Annotated in this window: 18 protein-coding genes; 6 read left to right on the top strand and 12 right to left on the bottom strand. The window is 40.4% G+C overall.

What is annotated here, in order from left to right:
* Positions 1-14 precede the first annotated feature (14 nt).
* Positions 15-1,346, bottom strand: a complete 1,332-nt coding sequence (locus tag QUE46_RS09710) for a GH1 family beta-glucosidase (RefSeq protein WP_286244614.1) — start codon at positions 1,344-1,346, stop codon at positions 15-17.
* A gap of 523 nt (positions 1,347-1,869) precedes the next feature.
* Between QUE46_RS09710 and QUE46_RS09705 the strand changes: the two genes are divergently transcribed.
* Together QUE46_RS09705 and QUE46_RS09700 are read left to right on the top strand one after the other, a co-directional pair.
* Positions 1,870-3,144, top strand: coding sequence for a sugar MFS transporter (locus QUE46_RS09705; RefSeq protein WP_286244613.1), 1,275 nt, complete (start codon positions 1,870-1,872; stop codon positions 3,142-3,144).
* Positions 3,144-5,696 (top strand): exo 1,3/1,4-beta-D-glucan glucohydrolase, encoded by a 2,553-nt coding sequence (locus QUE46_RS09700; protein ID WP_286244612.1) that lies wholly within the window; start codon positions 3,144-3,146, stop codon positions 5,694-5,696. The genes QUE46_RS09705 and QUE46_RS09700 overlap by 1 nt, the downstream gene beginning before the upstream one ends.
* Before the next feature lie 50 nt (positions 5,697-5,746).
* Here the strand turns inward: QUE46_RS09700 and QUE46_RS09695 are convergent, their stop codons facing one another.
* Both QUE46_RS09695 and QUE46_RS09690 read right to left on the bottom strand, forming a co-directional pair.
* Positions 5,747-6,619, bottom strand: a complete 873-nt coding sequence (locus QUE46_RS09695; protein ID WP_286244611.1) for a GGDEF domain-containing protein — start codon at positions 6,617-6,619, stop codon at positions 5,747-5,749.
* A 432-nt stretch (positions 6,620-7,051) separates the two neighbouring features.
* The gene (locus QUE46_RS09690; protein ID WP_286244610.1) at positions 7,052-7,945 is read right to left on the bottom strand and encodes a TIGR01777 family oxidoreductase; all 894 of its coding nucleotides are present in this window, start codon (positions 7,943-7,945) and stop codon (positions 7,052-7,054) included.
* Positions 7,946-8,115: 170 nt separating this feature from the next.
* Between QUE46_RS09690 and QUE46_RS09685 the strand changes: the two genes are divergently transcribed.
* Positions 8,116-9,150, top strand: coding sequence for an AI-2E family transporter (locus tag QUE46_RS09685; protein WP_286244609.1), 1,035 nt, complete (start codon positions 8,116-8,118; stop codon positions 9,148-9,150).
* Positions 9,151-9,243: 93 nt separating this feature from the next.
* Here QUE46_RS09685 and QUE46_RS09680 read toward each other — a convergent pair whose 3' ends face one another.
* The 5 genes from QUE46_RS09680 to QUE46_RS09660 form a co-directional block, all read right to left on the bottom strand.
* Positions 9,244-9,648: a hypothetical protein gene (locus QUE46_RS09680; RefSeq protein WP_055014388.1), complete on the bottom strand. Its 405-nt coding sequence runs from the start codon at positions 9,646-9,648 to the stop codon at positions 9,244-9,246.
* Positions 9,635-10,972, bottom strand: a complete 1,338-nt coding sequence (locus tag QUE46_RS09675) for an ATP-binding protein (protein WP_286244608.1) — start codon at positions 10,970-10,972, stop codon at positions 9,635-9,637. Before QUE46_RS09675 ends, QUE46_RS09680 begins: the two co-directional genes overlap by 14 nt.
* Positions 10,966-11,640, bottom strand: a complete 675-nt coding sequence (locus QUE46_RS09670; RefSeq protein ID WP_089347888.1) for a response regulator transcription factor — start codon at positions 11,638-11,640, stop codon at positions 10,966-10,968. The genes QUE46_RS09675 and QUE46_RS09670 overlap by 7 nt, the downstream gene beginning before the upstream one ends.
* 3 nt (positions 11,641-11,643) lie before the next feature.
* The gene (locus QUE46_RS09665; RefSeq protein WP_286244607.1) at positions 11,644-11,907 is read right to left on the bottom strand and encodes a hypothetical protein; all 264 of its coding nucleotides are present in this window, start codon (positions 11,905-11,907) and stop codon (positions 11,644-11,646) included.
* Between the two features lie 155 nt (positions 11,908-12,062).
* The gene (locus tag QUE46_RS09660; protein ID WP_286247719.1) at positions 12,063-12,365 is read right to left on the bottom strand and encodes a YciI family protein; all 303 of its coding nucleotides are present in this window, start codon (positions 12,363-12,365) and stop codon (positions 12,063-12,065) included.
* A 186-nt stretch (positions 12,366-12,551) separates the two neighbouring features.
* Here QUE46_RS09660 and QUE46_RS09655 point away from each other — a divergent pair, with 186 nt between their 5' ends.
* On the top strand, positions 12,552-13,976 hold the full coding sequence (locus QUE46_RS09655; protein ID WP_286244606.1) for a sodium-dependent transporter: 1,425 nt from the start codon (positions 12,552-12,554) through the stop codon (positions 13,974-13,976).
* A gap of 69 nt (positions 13,977-14,045) precedes the next feature.
* Here QUE46_RS09655 and QUE46_RS09650 read toward each other — a convergent pair whose 3' ends face one another.
* A complete protein-coding gene (locus QUE46_RS09650) occupies positions 14,046-14,687 on the bottom strand; it encodes a CPBP family intramembrane glutamic endopeptidase (protein ID WP_286244605.1) in 642 nt (213 codons plus the stop codon).
* 67 nt (positions 14,688-14,754) lie between these two features.
* Positions 14,755-15,330 carry a septation protein IspZ gene (gene ispZ, locus QUE46_RS09645; protein ID WP_286244604.1) on the bottom strand — a complete coding sequence of 192 codons (576 nt, stop codon included), beginning with the start codon at positions 15,328-15,330 and terminating at the stop codon, positions 14,755-14,757.
* A 171-nt stretch (positions 15,331-15,501) separates the two neighbouring features.
* Here ispZ and QUE46_RS09640 point away from each other — a divergent pair, with 171 nt between their 5' ends.
* Together QUE46_RS09640 and QUE46_RS09635 are read left to right on the top strand one after the other, a co-directional pair.
* The gene (locus tag QUE46_RS09640; protein ID WP_286244603.1) at positions 15,502-15,771 is read left to right on the top strand and encodes an HU family DNA-binding protein; all 270 of its coding nucleotides are present in this window, start codon (positions 15,502-15,504) and stop codon (positions 15,769-15,771) included.
* A 291-nt stretch (positions 15,772-16,062) separates the two neighbouring features.
* Complete coding sequence (locus QUE46_RS09635) at positions 16,063-16,641, top strand: type 1 glutamine amidotransferase domain-containing protein (RefSeq protein WP_004586797.1); 579 nt, start codon at positions 16,063-16,065, stop codon at positions 16,639-16,641.
* 63 nt (positions 16,642-16,704) lie between these two features.
* Here QUE46_RS09635 and trpA read toward each other — a convergent pair whose 3' ends face one another.
* Positions 16,705-17,526 carry a tryptophan synthase subunit alpha gene (gene trpA, locus QUE46_RS09630; protein ID WP_286244602.1) on the bottom strand — a complete coding sequence of 274 codons (822 nt, stop codon included), beginning with the start codon at positions 17,524-17,526 and terminating at the stop codon, positions 16,705-16,707.
* Positions 17,523-18,707 carry a tryptophan synthase subunit beta gene (gene trpB, locus QUE46_RS09625; RefSeq protein ID WP_286244601.1) on the bottom strand — a complete coding sequence of 395 codons (1,185 nt, stop codon included), beginning with the start codon at positions 18,705-18,707 and terminating at the stop codon, positions 17,523-17,525. The genes trpA and trpB overlap by 4 nt, the downstream gene beginning before the upstream one ends.
* Between the last annotated feature and the right edge of the window lie 4 nt (positions 18,708-18,711).

The following is an 18,711-nucleotide window of genomic DNA, read 5'->3' as shown; positions in this document are numbered from 1 at the left end:
ATAGCTTTTATTGGCTATTTACGGCTTTGTATTAAGCTTTTATAAGCTTGGCCACTGGCTTTTATAGTACGTTGCTGAGTTTTATAATCAACGTAAACAATACCAAAGCGTTTTAGATAGCCCTCAGCCCATTCAAAATTATCCATTAAGCTCCACGCAAAGTAACCAATAATATTAACCCCTTGTGCTGTGGCATCGTGCACGGCATTTAAGTGGCTATGATAATAGTTTACGCGATCTACATCGTTTACCTCGCCATTTTTAATGGCGTCGGGCATCGCCGCGCCGTTCTCGGTAATATAAATAGGCGGTAAGGTGTAGGTATTGTTAAGTGCTACAAGTAAATCGGTAAACGACTGCGGGTAAATTTCCCAGCCCATGTCGGTTAGAGGCCCTTGTGGATCAAGTGGCTCGTATATATTGCTAGGATGCGCTTTGTATATTTGGCGCGTATAAAAATTAATGCCTAAGTAATCAATAGACTGTGAAATTATGTCCATATCGCCTGGGTGGATTTCAGGCTGCTGATGGCTAGGAAGCTGTTTTATAATTTCTGGGTATTGGCCGTCCATTATTGGTTTCATATACCATTGATTTAAATAATCATCGGCGTAACGGGCTGCATTTATATCTTCTGCTGACTGCGTTAAGGGATAGCAAGGTGTAAAATTAAGCACAATACCATTTTGAGTATTAGGCGAGGTGTGTTTTAGCACATCCATTGCCAATCCATGGGCAAGCAATAAATGGTGAGCCGCTTTTTTACCGTACTCTTTGCCCACTAAACCTGGAGCATGTATGCCTACTTCGTAGCCTAAAAAGGCACTGCAAAATGGCTCATTTAGGGTCGCGTACGAAAACACCCGCTCGCCAAATGCTTGGCTAATAAGCTTTACATACCGAGCAAATTCATAAGCTGTATCGCGATTTAACCAGCCGCCTTTATCTTCTAAATGTTGAGGTAAATCCCAGTGATATAGCGTTACGAACGCTTTAATGTTGCGCTTATTGAGCTCATCAAGAATATTAATATAAAAATTTACGCCCTCAGGGTTTAGCTCGCCCGATAAGGTGATAACTCGCGGCCAAGAGATAGAAAGTCGATACGCATCTACGCCAAGCGAGTCTATTAATTCAATATCGTTTTGCCACTGGTTGAAATGATCGCAGGCAACATGCCCATTTGAGCTGTCGGCTATTTTGTTGGGTGTATCGCAAAAGGTATCCCATATACAGGGTAGGCGATGCTCAACCCCGCCTTCAATTTGAAATGATGCCGTAGCCACACCATAAACAAAGTTTTTTGTTAATAGAGGTGAATGAGATGGTAACGATAATTTTGTCATTAGTAACAAACCTTTTTAAACCTTAAATGCATAAATAGCCACTGTATTTACTGCGATGAAGCGTAAGGGCGCGTTTATAAAAAAATAAAACTTGTTGAAATATGTTACATGTTCGTATTTAATTACACGTGAAAGCGCTTACATTTTTAGATTAGTGTTAATTGATACGAAGGTCAACTCTTTAATGTTGCTGGGTTACACGGCAATTTTTAATAACGACTTTTGTATTAGGGCGTATTGATCTTTGATGGTTGAATTTGCAGCTGTATGTTTGGTTTTAGGCAAGGCAGAGCCTATGAAGTGTGGTTATTCCCCATAAATAGGCGATAACGCAGCATAAATGCCAAACATACGTTGCCCTTCGGGTTCTTTCTAGGGACGATTAACTCTTTGTTGCTTGGTTTTTACTTAGCCCACTAGGTTACAAACCTCGCGCCGCGATTTAATCGCCCCTAGATTGAACAAATCTCAATCCGCAAAGAACAACACGCCCTAATTTATAATAATAAATTGCGGAGAGCCCATGGCCAGTTCAGCACCACTGAGGACACACACACAGTCGCAAAACTACCAAGATAAAAACTATGGTTTTGCATTAACTTCTTTAACTACTTTATTCTTTATGTGGGGATTTATTACCTGCTTAAACGATATTTTAATCCCGCATTTAAAAGCGGTGTTTAACCTAACTTATGCACAAGCCATGCTGGTGCAATTTTGTTTTTTTGGCGCTTATTTTTTAATGTCACTGCCAAGTGGCTATATAGTTAAAAAATTAGGCTATAAAAAAGGCATTGTAGTGGGGTTACTTATAGCAGCATGTGGTTGTGTACTTTTTTACCCAGCCGCGGCGCTACATAATTACCCAGTATTTTTGTTTGCTTTATTTGTACTGGCAAGCGGTATTACCTTATTGCAGGTTTCTGCAAACCCTTATGTAAGTTTATTGGGCGCCCCTAAAACAGCGTCTTCTCGCCTTACTCTAACGCAAGCATTTAATGCGCTAGGCACTACGGTTGCTCCTACATTTGGTGCATTTTTGATTCTTGACTCTGCTTCTGAGGCGTTTTTAACACCGGCACAAAATGCAGAATCGGTACAACTTCCTTATTTACTATTAGCAGGCATGCTTATTTTACTAGCCGGTATTTTTGCATGGCTTAAATTGCCAGACATAATGAATGAGCAAAAACAAGCCGCTGAAAAGTCAGAGACCATTGAGGGTAGTGCATGGCAGTACCGTCACCTAACACTCGGTGCTGTAGGTATATTTATGTATGTAGGCGCAGAGGTTGCAATTGGCAGTTTTTTAGTTAGCTTTTTAGCACAAGAAAATATTGCTGGTTTAAAAGAGCATGTTGCCGCTCACTACATCACATACTATTTTGGTGGAGCTATGGTGGGGCGTTTTATTGGTGCAGCCGTCATGCAAAAATTACCCGCTGGTAAAGTGCTTGGCTTTAACGCAAGTATGGCCATTGTTTTAGTGTTTATTGCTATGAGCACGTCGGGTCAATTAGCAATGTGGTCAATACTACTGGTTGGTTTATTCAATTCTATTATGTTCCCAACTATTTTTAGTTTAGCGTTAAATGGCCTTGGTAAGCATACCGCGCAAGGCTCTGGTATTTTGTGCTTGGCGATTGTTGGGGGGGCAATAGTGCCACTTTTACAAGGTGCACTTGCTGATAGTGTGGGTGTTCAACTTTCGTATGTTTTACCTATTTTTTGTTACTTATTTATCGCGTTTTATGGTTTAAGCGCAAGTAAACCAGTTCAAGCTCAGGAGACTCTATAATGAAAACCCCTTTTTCACTTAATAAAATAGCACGTGCCTCATTAATTGCATCAGTAGGCATTTTAGCGGCTTGTTCAAATGACGCGCCAACCACTCCTGAAGCTAATAATGCGTTGTCTAAAACAGAACAAATTTGGCCAAAACTTAATATTGCCGTAAAACAAGACCCAGAAATTGAAGCCAAAATAGCCGATTATTTAAAAACGATGACACTTGAGCAAAAAGTAGCTCAAATGATTCAACCAGAAATTCGTGATATTACCGTTGAAGACATGCGCAAATATGGCTTTGGCTCATACCTAAACGGAGGCGGTGCCTTTCCTAATGGTGATAAACACGCAACACCAATGGACTGGGTAAAGTTGGCTGAAGATTTTTATCAGGCGTCGGTAGATGATTCTATTGATGGCAGTAAAATACCGACAATGTGGGGCACCGATGCGGTGCATGGTCACAATAATGTAATTGGCGCGACCTTGTTTCCGCATAATATTGGTTTAGGTGCGGCAAACAACCCAGCATTGATTGAACAAATAGCAGCTATCACTGCGGTTGAAGTAATGGCAACGGGTATTGATTGGGTATTTGCACCTACAGTGGCTGTTGTGCGTGACGACCGCTGGGGCAGAACCTATGAAGGTTATTCAGAAGACCCTCGTATTGTACGCGATTATTCCGCCGCAATTGTAAATGGTTTACAGGGTAAGGCTGATGGCGACTTTTTAAGTGATAAACGCGTTATTAGCACCGTTAAGCACTTTTTAGGTGATGGCGGCACAGTTGATGGCGATGACCAAGGTAATAATATCGACAGTGAGCAAGATTTGTTTGATATACATGCCCAAGGTTATGTAGGCGGCTTATCGGCGGGGAGTCAGTCGGTTATGGCATCGTTTAATAGCTGGCATGGGGTTAAGAACCACGGCAATAAATACCTGTTAACGGATGTGCTTAAAACTCGCATGGGCTTTGATGGCTTTGTTGTAGGTGATTGGAACGGCCACGGCCAGATTGAAGGCTGTACAAACGAGAGCTGTGCACAGGCTGTTAATGCGGGGCTAGATATTTTTATGGTGCCAACGGGCGCTTGGAAGCCGCTGTACGAAAACACCATAGCGCAAGTGAAAGCTGGCGAAATCAGCATGTCGCGCATTGATGATGCAGTAAGTAGAATTTTACGCGTTAAATTGCGTGCCGGTTTATTTGATAAACCAAGCCCGGCTAAGCGTCAGTTCTCGGGTAAAACGGAGCTAATTGGTGCGCAGCAGCACCGCGAAGTTGCGCGTCAAGCAGTACGCGAATCACTTGTTTTACTTAAAAATAAAAACAATATTTTGCCTCTTGATGCAAACCAAACTGTATTAATTGCTGGCGATGGCGCCGATAACATAGGTAAGCAGTCGGGTGGTTGGAGTATTACGTGGCAAGGGACTAATAACAAAAATGCCGATTTTCCTGGAGCTACGTCTATTTATGCAGGTCTTGAAAAACAAATTACGCAGGCGGGTGGTCGTGCCATTTTAAGTGCAGATGGCTCATATGATCAGCGCCCAGATGTAGCCGTTGTGGTATTTGGAGAGGAGCCTTATGCAGAAGGCCACGGCGATAGAGATAACCTTGAATTTGAGCGCGGTAATAAAAAATCGCTCGCGTTATTAAAGTCATTAAAAAAGCAGGATATTGCGGTTGTATCGGTATTTATTTCGGGTCGCCCTATGTGGGTTAACAGTGAATTGAATGCCTCAGATGCATTTGTTGCAGCATGGCTGCCAGGTACAGAGGGCTGCGGTATTGCCGATGTTATTTTAAAAGCCAAAGATGGCAGCATTCAACATGACTTTAGCGGCAAGCTTTCGTTTTCATGGCCTAAAACAGCAGTACAAGCAACGGTTAATAAAGGCGATGACGATTACAGCCCATTATTACCGTACGGCTTTGGTTTAACTTATGGCGATAAAAATGTATTAGCTGATAATTTAGACGAAGACTCTAAATTAGATAACTCAGCGCTCACTAATATGGATATTTTAGTTGGCGCACCGGTTGCTCCGTGGCGTTTATTACTTAAATCTGGCGATGAGCTATTAGATGTATCAAGCAGTACTCATCAACTGGGGGCACTTAAATACCGTACTGAGGATAAAACAGTTCAAGAAGACGCACGCCAATTTAATTTTAGTGGCGAGCAAAAGGCAAGTGCTGAAATAGTCACAAGCTTTGCAGAAGATACCATTACGTATTTAGAGGCTAATGGCGTTATTAGTTTTGATATTAAACTCAATGAGCCACTAACCGATGATGTAAACCTTGCTATGACTTGTTCAGGTGAGTGTGGTGGTGCGATTGCATTGAGTAAAATGGTTGATCAATCAATCAAAAATAAATGGCAATCGGTGTCGGTAGACTTACGTTGTTTTGCTAACCAAGGCGTAGATTTTGCAAGCCTTACAAGCCCGTTTAGTTTACATGCAAGCAGCAAAACCTCAGTATCGGTAGCAAACATTCAGTTTGTGCCTAATAAGGCAGACTCTGCTGGGCTTAAATGTCAGTAATCATTTTGTTTTAGTGTGTATGTCAAAGCCCTTCAATTGAAGGGCTTTTTTTATGTGCAAACCGGTTTTTTACTTATAAAAGGGTTTTGTGCAGATTTACATATAACTTTGTCGCGCCCTGTGGTTTTAGCAATATACAAGCGCTTATCTGCCGCACTAAGTAGCGATTTAAAAGAGTTTGTTTGAGAATCGCTGCATGCCACTCCTGCGCTTATTCTTAAATAAATGGTATTACCGTAGTAGCTAAAAGGCTTGTTTTTAATGTTTTTTCTGAGGGTGTTTGCCGCGCACTGTGCCTCATTTAAAGTGCAGTGGTTAAGTAAAATTGCAAACTCTTCGCCGCCAACACGCGAGGTAACTGCGCTCTTAGAAAAAAGCGCTGCAATATGCTGCGCAACCCATTTAATTGCCTCATCGCCTGCATCGTGCCCGTATTCATCGTTAACGCGCTTAAAAAAGTCTATATCGACCATAATAATACTTAGGGGTTGCTCGGTACTAATTTTACTAAATAACGTATTGGCAACTGCATTTAAGCCGCGTTTATTTAATAGCTGGGTTAATGGGTCACGATTAGCAAGAGTATTGAGCGTATGCTCTGTATTGGCAAACACCAAAAAAGGCAGCAATAGGGCGGCGCTGGTGGCAAGTATTAAATGTACCGCTAATGTAATTTGTAAAACAGAGGCAAAGTTAAAGCTGAGCTCAGTAAAAAAAGGCAATAGTAATAAAGCACCCTGTATCAACATAACGATTGCATGTAGTAATAAGCAAAGTAACAACATACGCTGCTGTATTTTTGCTATAAAGCGGGTGTTTAAAACAATATGCGAAGCATACAAAAATAACCCTGCCAGAATTAAACTAACCAATATTTGCTCTGCTGCGGTGTTGTAAACTACGAGTAAAAAAACCGAAGCCACGATTAGAAAACAGCTAACTTGCTTGTATATGCTCTTATTTAAAGGGCTGAGTGCTTTTAAACCCATAATTAAAAAAAGTGGGCAAGCAATAATAAATAGACTTGCAAAGTAATGGGTAATAAACGGCCAATTAAGGAGCACGCGTAAGCTTGCGCAGACAATGGCGAGCGTAAAGGTGCTACAAGCAAGGCCAAAATATAAAAAGCTCGCTTGTTTTTTATATTTATAGATAGAGATAAAATACAGCCCGATTATAAGGTTTAAAATAAAAGAAAGGCTTATAACGGTTGGTAAGTGCAGCATATAAAGGTTCTTTTATTATAAAACGACTATTTTAATGGAGACTAGATACTAGGGCGTATAAAAAATTTTACAAGCCAGCTTAAAGTAGTATTTTATAACCTTTATTAGGTGTATCTATGCTGAATACACCTACTTTATTAAACTTCTCAAAGCCGAATCTATATCCGTAAAATGAAAACGGTAATTATGCGCTAACGCTTTTTTGGGTATTACGTACTGCCCAGTAGTGAGCAAATCAGACATTTCACCCATTAACACTTTTAGCACAGGGCTTGGCATAGTTAAGGCTGCAGGACGAGAAAGGGCAGTTGCTAAACTTTTACTAAATACTTTATTACTTACAGGAGCTGGTGCAGTCGCATTCACGGGCCCAAATACCTCTTTATGCTTAATAATAAATAAAATGAGTTGAGTCATGTCATCAATATGTATCCACGACATACCTTGTTTACCATCGCCAATCGGGCCACCTAAAAAAAACTTAAACGCAGGTAGCATTTTACTTAAAGCGCCACCGTTTTTGCTAAGTACAATTCCTGTGCGTAATAAACACACCCGTGTTTTATCACTTTGCGCTTTTAGGGCTGCGAGCTCCCACTCTTTACATAGCTGATGGCTAAATTCATCATTTACATCGCTGCTCTGCTCATCAACGGGGGTATCGCCTTGGCGGCCATAGTAACCAATAGCACTGCCAGATATAAACGTGGCTGGAGGTGTAGCACACTTTGTAATGGCATCACTAATTTGTTCAGTGAGCTTTATACGAGAGTCTCTAATAATTTTCTTTTGTGATTGAGTCCATCGTTTATTAACGATTGGTTCTCCGGCAAGGTTAATAACAACATCAATATTGTTAAAATCAATATTTGCTACGTCAGTCACAACATCAATATTATGCCCTAGTAGCACGTGTGCTTTCGTTTTGTTGCGGCTAAGTACAGTTACTTTGTGATGATGTAATAAAAAGGGGGTTAAGTGTTTGCCAATTAACCCAGTGGCACCTGTAAAAAATATATGCATAGCAACCTTACCAAATATAAGTACACAAAGTGTTTAAAATGTATACTATTTAAAATCTATTATTGCAAATTATTACGTGATTTTAAAAACAACGATCACTTTGTAAATATTTCATTTAATTAGTTTTTGTCTTACACTAAAGCGAGTTTAATTAGAAAAGGATTGGCGCGTTGGCAAGTTTAACTGGTGTAAATAAAAGCTTAATAATATTTGCAGCACTGGTGGTTGTATTAGCCGGTATTAAGGCCGCAAGTGTTATTATTATCCCCTTTATTTTGGCAGCGTTTATTGCCATTGTATGTAACCCGCTGATCACTTTTTTTGGCCGCTATCGCATCCCAAAAGGGGTTTCTGTTGTTATTGTGGTACTTATAATTGTCGGCTTAGGTGTAAGCTTAGGCGGCCTTGTGGGGCAATCTGTTAACGACTTTTCGCAGCAACTTCCTGAATATAAAGCTCGGCTAAAAGAAGAGTTTGTGTGGTTGGTCGATCTTGCATCGCAATACAATATTTTAATCGATAGAGATCAAATCCTCTCCATGTTTGACCCAGGTAAAATGGTCGATGTAGCCACTAATATGCTTACTGGCTTAGGCGGTGTAATGGCAAACATGTTTTTAATTATATTAACAGTGGTGTTTATGCTTTTTGAAGGGCCTACTCTAAGCAAAAAAATCCACATGGCACTTGCCGATCCAGATCGAAAAATGGAACAAATAGACCGCTTTTTGGCTTCAATTAATTCATATTTAGCAATTAAAACCTTGGTTAGTTTAGGCACAGGTGTTATTGCCGCATTCTATTTATGGATTTTAGATGTTGATTATTTTGTACTGTGGGGCGTTTTAGCGTTTATGTTTAATTACATCCCTAATATAGGCTCTATTATTGCTGCAGTACCTGCAGTATTACTTGCACTAATTACACAAGGTCCACTGACCGCGGGGCTTGTTGGAGCAGGCTACTTGGTCATTAATACGGTTATGGGTAACATTGTAGAGCCTAAATTTATGGGGAAAGGCCTTGGGCTTTCTACCTTAGTGGTGTTTTTGTCGTTAATATTTTGGGGCTGGTTATTAGGAACTGTAGGTATGTTGCTATCGGTACCGCTTACTATGATAGTTAAAATAGCCCTTGAGGCAAGTGATGAAGGGCGCTGGGTTGCCACGCTACTTGGCACTGGCGAGTCGATAGACGATAAATAATATCAGTTCGTTAAATATGCATATTTGATTAATACAAAAAAGCGATTAATACACAGTACTAATCGCTTTTTTAATGGAGGTTAATACCCCCATTTAAAGCGGGTTTTTAAGCACTTGAGTAAACTGCTCAATAAGAGCAAGTTCACATAATTTGTAATCTATAGCGGCTTGGCTGGCATTTGGCAGTTTTAATATATAGCGCCATTGGCAGCTTGCTTCAATATACTTTTGGTGGTTATCGACGCTGCGCTTGAACAACATCAGGATTTGCGTATTTCCGCTTTGCTCTTCTAGTTTAGTGAGTTCATATTTACGTTTTTGAATCCACGTACCTTGACTGTACTTCGCCTGATTTATTTGCGTGTCTAAACACTGCGTATAGCGTTTAGTTTGGCTTGGCGTTGCGTTTTGCTCAAGCGTACACTGTGTTTTCGCGCTGGCATTAGCACTTAGGGCTAATAGGCTTGTAAGTGTGATTAACAGGCTATTTTTTATCATTGTAATTAAACTCTAAAATAAATTGTGCGCCGCCTAGGGTGTCAGACTTATTAATCGTTAAGTGGCCGTTATAAGAGTTAACCAAGTCAGAGACTATCGCCATACCCACACCGTGGCCGCTTTCATAAGTGTCTAGGCGGGTACCACGGGTTAATAAAGACTCGCGTTTATCCTCGGGTACACCTGGCCCATCGTCACTAATGCCTATGCACAGTGTTTTACTTTGAATGACTTGTACTTCTACTTGCGAGCGACATGCTTTACAGGCGTTATCAATTAAATTACCCAGTAATTCCATTAAATCTGTTTGATCCCCTAAAAAGTAATCTTTATCGGTTACAGTGCAATTAAAAATAATGTCTTTATCGCGGTATACCTTGGCCATTGCACTTAAAATAGAATCAATAACAGGTTTAACTGGGGTTTGTTTTTTCCATGTGTCTGAGGCACCAGTAGCGGCACGCTTTAACTGATGCTCGATCATCACATTTATTCTATCAAGTTGCTCTTGGGCATCGGCATCGTTTGCAAGCGGGCTTGATTTTAATACCGCAAGGGGTGTTTTTAATGCATGTGCTAGGTCACTTAAAGAGGCCCTGTAACGCTCTTTTTGACGTTGCTGAGATTCTAATAATAAGTTTAGGTCTGATTTAATTGTTTGCAGCTCTACAGGGTACAAGCCTTTAATTTCTTGAATATCGCCCGACTCAATGGCTTTTATTTCTTTATCAAGACGTTGTAAAGGCCGGCCGCTCCAAATAAAGCCAATTGCCATTAAAGCAGCAATCGCTATACCCATTATAAACATCCAATCGACTAAGGTTTGCTTAAAGCCATCCATTAACCTTAGCAATGCATCGTTTCGTTTGAGTAATATAAACCGTGCCTGCTCAGATTGGTCAATATTATTTAAAATTACCGTTAGGCTTAACTGCCAGTAAACCGCATTGTTGTAAACAACACGTCTAAAGTCGGCCGCACCTGCTTTAGGCTCTATGTACTCGGGTTTAAAGTTTACATTTACTGCCGACTCTGAGTGCCATACAGGTACATCATCGCGGTAAATCATTGCGTAGGTATCTGAATTTAAGTTATTAAGCTCAGGCGTTAAAATTGTGCTGGGCATAATAATGCCGCGCTCAGTAAAGTCGACTTCAGAAATAAGGGAGTATAAGTGGGCTTCTAGATTTTTTTCGGTGGTTTCGACTAATGAGGCGTAATACGCTTTACCAATCGAGTAAAACAAAATAGGCAGTGCCACCAATAAAACAAAGACAAGGATAAATCCTTGTCTTATTTTAAGCGATATTTGCGATGCTACCACTGACTTTTAAGCCTGTAACCACGCCCACGTAGTGTTTCTACTGGGTTTAATGTGCCTTCAGGGTCTAATTTTTTACGCAAACGAAGTACAAATACTTCGATAACGTTAGAATCAAGATCGAAATCTTGGTCGTAAATGTGCTCAGTAAGTTCTGATTTAGAAATTACTTTTTGCGGGTTAACCATTAAATACTCAAGTACTTTGTACTCATAAGCTGTAAGGCTAAGTTCTTTGTCATCAACCCACACTTGTTGCGAACGAGTATGAATTTTAATTGGACCCGCTGTCATTTCTGGGTTTGCTTTACCCGCACTGCGGCGAATAAGTGCGTTACAACGCGCAATTAATTCTTCAACATGAAACGGTTTGGTTAAGTAGTCGTCGGCACCTGCATCTAGGCCTTCAACTTTGTCTTGCCAGCGGTCGCGCGCTGTTAAAATTAAAATAGGGATAGTCACGCCTTGTGCACGTGCTTTATTGATTAGCTCAATACCGTCAATTTTTGGTAAGCCTAAATCAACCACCGCCATATCTAGCGGGTATTCTGTAATATGGAATAGGCCAGCTTCGCCATCGTGACATAAATCAACACTGTAGCGTTCTTTCTCTAAAGCATTACGTAGGTTGTCTGCTAAGTGTAAATCATCTTCTATAACTAAAATTCGCATTTGCTAATCCTTTTTCACTTCGCCGGTTTTTTTATTTATATGTAAATCAACGACGTGGCCGTCAGATTTGAGTATACGTACAGTATAAAATTTTGCTTGTTCTGTAATTTTTAAGGTTTTACCGTCAGTTTCTTCTTTTGCAAGTATTACGGCTTTCTTTTTGCTGATCTCAGTTTTTTTAACTGCTTTGGTAACAGTTGGACTTGCGTGTACGGCGCCACTGACGCTAATACAGGCAATTAAACCAAGGGTTAATAATACACGCATGACGGGAACTCCTAGATCAAACCCAGCTATTCTAATTAACTAAGCTACTAAAACTCAAGTAAAAACGTCCAATATACGCTTTTACGTTAGCCAGCTTAATTAATTAGCTGTGAACCAACCCTGAATTAAATAACGTTTTAAATTCAGGGTGTTCGTTACGCTGGTAATACTTTTTTATATGGTTTTACAACAGTGTTTGCGTATACGCCGGCTGTAACGTACGGATCAGCGGCTGCCCATTCACGTGCCTTTTCAAGTGACTCAAATTCGGCAATGACTAATGAGCCTGTAAATCCAGCATCTTGCGGGTCTTCACTGTCGATTGCTGGCAGTGGGCCGGCAACAAACAAACGGTTTTGAGAGTAAAGTTCGCTTAAGCGTGCTAAATGGGCGGGGCGGGCTTCTTTTCTAAGCGGTAAGCTGTTTTCAACGTCGGTTGAATAAATCATGTACAACATAGTCATTCTCAAAAAAATGTTAAGTTTAATAACGCAAATACTAGCACAACGTTGATACTTGGTGAACAAATTACCGTTAAAGCTAGGTTTACAGTTATTAATTATTTTTAGTGTGTAATTGCTTGAAAAGCGCGGCACAACACTGGTAGAGTCGCTTGAATAACTTAAAAATAACAAGGTTAATACATGAGCAATAATAGAGAGCATTTTAGCTCCCGTCTTGGCTTTATACTGGCTGCAGCAGGTTCGGCAGTGGGTATTGGCAACTTAGTAGGTTTTCCTGTGTCGGCAACTAAAAATGGTGGGGGTGCATTTTTACTTGTATACGCTTTGTTTGTTGCTTTTATTTGTTTGCCGGTCATGATGGCTGAAATGGCCATGGGTCGTAACGCGCAAAAAGATCCACTAGGTTCTTACAAAGCGCTGGCAAATAACGATAAAAAATGGAAGTTTGCAGGCTTTTTGGCGGTATTAACGCCGTTTATGATTGCCGTATTTTACATGGTTATTACTGTGTGGATTTTTGGTTACTTAAGCCAAACGGCCATGGGTAATTTAGATGCGTTGGCAGATCCTAGCCATTTTGGCAGCTTTATAAATAGCTACACTGTTTTTGGTTATATGGCTGTGGTAGTTATTATTGTTAACCTTATTTTATTGGGTGGGGTTAAGCAAGGTATAGAAAAAGCCGCTAAGTTTTTAATGCCGGCTTTATTTGTTATGTTGCTTGCCCTTGTTGCGTATGTATTAACGCTTGATAACGCCATGGCGGGTGTTAAATATTATGTTATTCCTGATTTTTCTAAAATGAGCGCCAGCGTGCTTAATGGTGCACTAAGCCAAGCGTTTTTCTCACTATCGTTAGGTATGGGTATTTTGATGACGTACGCCTCTTACATATCTAAAAAAGATGACATTGTTGGTAGTGCTAAAATGGTGGCTATTACCGACTCATTAGTAGCATTTGTTGCTGGTTTAATGGTGTTACCGGCAATATTTAGTTTTGATCCTAATACCGACCCAGCCGCACTTTCTGACTCGTCTGTATCGATGATATTTGTATACTTACCTAAAATTTTATTAGCACTACAAAATGATATTGGTTACTTTGGCGCGTCTGTAGTGGCGTTTTCGTTCTTTTTATTAGTGTTTTTTGCAGCGATTACCTCGCTTGTATCAATCGTAGAGGTACCTACAGCAACGCTTAGCGACCGTAAAGGGATCAGCCGTAAAAAAGCATTAGGTATTTTAACGTTAGCTACCGGTGTGTTAACTATATTGTGTACTATGTCGTTTGGTATGGTTGATAGCCTAACCTCGTTTACTAATTATGGCAGCGGTAATAAAAGTTTTTTTGACATTGTTTATGATGTATTTTACGACACTATATTGCCACTAAATGGTTTAATGGTATGTTTGTTTGTTATGTATCGCTGGAAAAAAGCGCGCTTAACAGACGAGCTAAGCCAAGGCTCACCAAATTACGCCGGCAGCTTTATGGAAAAATACGTTAACTTTTCGCTTTCTACGTTTATTCCGATTATTTTATTAGCCATATTTATAAACACAGTAGCGACTAAGTTTTTTGCCTTTAAGTTATTTGGTTTTTAGGCTTAAAAAAGTTGCCAAAAGCCGCGTATTAACGCGGCTTTTTTGTGTTAAATTTGCAACCAAACGTTGTTAGCTGATAGCTCCTGAGTCTAATGAACTGCCAATCCCCAGTGTAAACATCCACAAGCCCCATAAACTATGCTCAATTACACACACTATGGTTGAGCGGCTTTGCGCATAGGTAAACGAAAATAATAACCCGCCTAAAAATGCTAAGCCTACAGCCAGCCAATTGGCATACACAATATGGGCAAGGGCAAACACCGTTGCGCTTACTACTATACGGACTCTTTTTTTGGGCATAATGCGTTTATAGCGATGAAAAAAGTAGGTTCTGAAAATTAGCTCTTGTGGTAATACCGACAGCAGCGGGTATAGAAGTAGTAAAAGTAACCAGTTATAAAATGAGTGCAGTGGCATACTAAACCAGTTTTCTTGATGAATAATGCCGTAAAACACGCCTGAAAAAAGCGCGCCTAAAAAAAAGAAGCTAAATAAACGGCGTTTTACCGTAGAAAACTGCCCAAGGCTTGTGAGTCTAAAGCGCTTAAAATGAGGGTCGTTCAGTAACAACATGCAGCACACACTCATTAAAACAATCAGTGCGGGTATTAACCAGTTAGCTAGGTAATTACGAAGGGTAAAGCCTATTAAAGGCAATAAAACAAATATAAGGGTAAATTCAAACCAGCGGTATTGATTGGCGTTCAAGGTCGTCTCTGATTGATTTTTTTTACACGCTATCAAGCAAAGACGACATTTTTATGACGAAGGTGTTTTACTTTGCAGGTTCTTCTTCATCAGGGAAGTACTTATACAAAGCAAAAATAGTGATCAAAATACTCACAAAAGTAATGGCCATTAAGCCAAACACTTTAAAGTTTACCCAAAAATCGAGTGAGAAATTATACGCAATGTAAATATTCAGTACTGCAATACCTGCGGTAATAGCAACCCACATTAAGTTAAGCTTATTCCACACAGGCTCAGGTACTTCAATCGCCTGTTTAGAGTCGTTAGCGTTTTCGAGGATTGAACTCAGGGCTTTTTTAACAAGATTTTTATTAAGTACATAACGGCTAATTAATAAGGTGAGGCTAAATCCGGCGTAAATTAGCGTGGCTTTCCATTTTATATACTGTTCATCGTGGAGTACTAAAGTTAATGTGCCAAACACCGCTGCTATAGCAAAAAATAGCCATTGGCGAGTAGGTACATGGCCATGCTTAAAGTAGCTATACGCAACTTGAATAAGCGTAGTGACCATTAAAAGGCCTGTTGCCCAGTAAATATCAACTAATTTAAATACCGCAAAAAATAATATTAGCGGGATGTATTCAATCAATGCGTGCATATACTACCTAAATTATACAAAAAAAGTCAGGGAAGTTTTTACCACATAACACTAGGCAACTACAAGGTTGACTTGTTGCCCTGTAAGCCTTAGCCTGCGTGGCTTTAATTATCCATCATCATATTCCCACGCTTAACCAACAGTGATTAAGTGTGCATTTAGGAGCCTACAATGAACAAAGCACAACTTGTTACCCAAATGGCAAAACGCAGTGAACTAACAAAAAAAGACACGCAAGCAGCCCTTACTAGCTTACAAAAAGTAATTACTAAATCCTTATCTGAAGGCGACCAAGTGCAAATTAATGGGTTTGGTACATTTGCTTTAAGCTACTACCCAGCACGCACTGGGCGTAACCCACAAACAGGCGAAAGTATTGAAATAGAAGGCGCTAACAAGGCTGTATTCAAACCTGCTAAAGCATTAAAAGATCGCCTTTAAATAGTCGCTACTAGTGAAAAGTACTTGCTGAAATGGTACGCCTACAAACTAATTTACCGGCTATAAGTAAACGCCTAGCTATTTAATAATATAAGCAAAGCGTGTGTGTTTATTTTTAATACGCACTTTTAAATTAAGCTATGTAGATTGTTCAAACCCTCTAAATGATTTACATAGCTTTGATATCTTAAATTTATAATATTCATTACTTTCAGTTAGTTAAGTTTGGCATCGGTTATGCTTTTAATAGGGTGATAGAAACATTTTATTAAACGCAATAAGGAGATCTATATGTCTACATTACAAACAAGCACTCGTTTACAAGGCAAAAAAATTGCTATTTTAGCCACCGATGGCTTTGAGCAAAGTGAGCTATTATCTCCACGTGATGCTTTACTTAATGCTGGCGCCGATATCGATATTGTGTCGGTAAAAGAGGGTGAAATAACCGGCTGGGATGAAGATAAATGGGGCGACAAAGTAAGCGTAGATAAGCTTGTTACAAATGCCAGTGCCAGCGATTACGATGCGCTTATGCTGCCTGGAGGCTTATTTAACCCCGATACGTTACGCCAAGATAAGCACGCAAAAGCGTTTATAGACGGTTTTTTTGGTGCTGAGAAAAACAAACCCGTCGCAGCTATTTGTCATGCACCTTGGTTACTTGCCGAAATTAATAAATTACGCGATCGTACCGTTACATCATTCCCGAGCATTAAAAGTGATTTGATCAATGCAGGTGCAAACTGGGTTGATGAAGAGGTGAGTGTAGATCAAGGTTTAGTAACAAGTCGCAGTCCTGCAGATTTAGAAGCATTTAATGCAAAATTTATTGAAGAAATTTTAGAAGGTAAGCATCAAGCTCATTAAGTTTAGAGCTTAATAAAAAAGGGCATTTAACATGCCCTTTTTTAATGTGTAAATTTTAAGCTTTTACAACGCGGTGGCCGCTTTCATATCAGCTACAAACGCTTTTAACTGTGCTGTCATCGCGTCTAAATCATTAAGGTTGGCTTCAATAATTTTAACAACGGCCGAGCCTGAAATAGCACCAGCGGCGCCGGCATTTAGCGCGGCTTTTACATCGTCAGGTGTTGAAATACCAAAGCCTAATAAAGCTGGGGCTGCATGGTATTCTTTTAGCTTAGTTACTATGTTACCCGCTGGCATTTGCGCTTTAGTATCGGTACCGGTAACACCCGCACGCGATAGTAAATAAGTGTAGCCACGGCCATAAGATGCACATTGGCGCAGGGTGTCGTCATCGGCATTGGGTGTCGCAATAAATATTGGGTCTACACCGTTTGCCATGGCTGCTTTTCTAAACATTTTAGATTCATGCAGTGGTACATCAGCAACTAAAATAGAGTCTACGCCCGCCGCTTTAGCATCTTTATAAAATGTTTCTAAACCGCGTTTAAACACAAGGTTAGAATACAATAATAAGCCAATTGGGATATCTGCATTGTAATCGCGTATTTCTTTAATAATATCAAAGCAATCTTGCGTATTAATGTTTACCTCTAACGCGCGAATATTTGCAGCTTGAATAACTGGGCCATCGGCGATTGGGTCTGAAAACGGAATACCTAGTTCTAGTGCATCCGCGCCGCCATCAATTAAGCTTTTAATAATCGCAATACTTTGCTCTTTACCTGGGTCGCCAATGGTAACAAATGGCACAAATGCACCTTGTTTTTGCTCATTAAGTGCAGCAAAGGTTTTACCGTAACGATCTGTATTTAACTGGCTCATAGTTGACCTCCTTGTGATAAAACACTGTGTACGTGGGTTAAATCTTTGTCGCCACGGCCACTTAAGTTAACCACTAAAATGCTTTCTTCTGTTTGCTCTTCGGCGTATTTAAGCGCATAAGCAAGAGCATGGCTTGATTCAAGAGCTGGAATAATGCCTTCGTTTTTAGCAAGTGCTTGGAACGCGTCAAGGGCTTCTGTATCGGTAATACCCACATATTGAGCACGGCCTGTTTCGTGTAAAAACGCATGCTGTGGCCCAACCGCTGGGTAATCAAGACCGGCAGATACTGAGTATGACTCTTCAATTTGGCCATCGTCATTTTGCATAATGTACGTATAGGTACCGTGCAGTATACCTTTAGTACCTTTACAAATTGTAGCGCCGTGCTCGTGGGTATCTAACCCTTTACCTGCAGGCTCCACACCAATAAGTTTTACACTTGGCTCGTCTATAAAGTCAGTAAACATACCAATGGCGTTAGAGCCACCACCAACACACGCAAGTACGGCATCTGGTAAGCGTCCTTCTGCTTTTAGTACTTGTTGTTTGGCTTCTTCGCCAATTACTTTTTGATACTCTCGTACAATAGTAGGGAACGGGTGAGGGCCCGCTGCGGTGCCAAGTAAGTAATGCGCATCTTGGTAGTTTGCAGACCAGTCGCGTAGTGCTTCGTTTACTGCATCTTTTAATGTGCCAGAGCCGGCTGTTACCGGAATAACCTCTGCGCCCATTAATTTCATTCTAAATACGTTAGGCTGCTGGCGCTCAACATCTTTAGCACCCATATAAATGCGGCATTTCAAACCAAGTAATGCACAGGCTAGCGCTGTTGCCACGCCGTGTTGGCCGGCACCAGTTTCGGCAATAACCTCTTTTTTGCCCATGCGTTTAGTCAGCAACGCTTGACCAAGTACTTGGTTGGTTTTGTGTGCGCCGCCGTGTAATAAGTCTTCGCGCTTAAGGTAAAGTTTTACTTTAGGGTTTTTAATTAAATTACGCGTTAATGTTAGCGGCGTAGGGCGACCGGCATACTCATTTAATAACTTTGTAAACTCAGCCTCAAACTCGGGGTCTTTTTGTGCTTTGTTAAATTCGTTCTCTAACTGCTTAAGCGCAGGGACAAGTAGCTCAGGTACAAACATACCGCCAAACTCGCCAAAATAAGCTGGATTTTGCATTATA

It is taken from the genome of Pseudoalteromonas sp. MM1, assembly GCF_030296835.1.
Taxonomy (GTDB): domain Bacteria; phylum Pseudomonadota; class Gammaproteobacteria; order Enterobacterales; family Alteromonadaceae; genus Pseudoalteromonas.
Note: the sequence above shows the minus strand (reverse complement) of the source record. Positions and strands in the feature narration are given on the sequence as shown.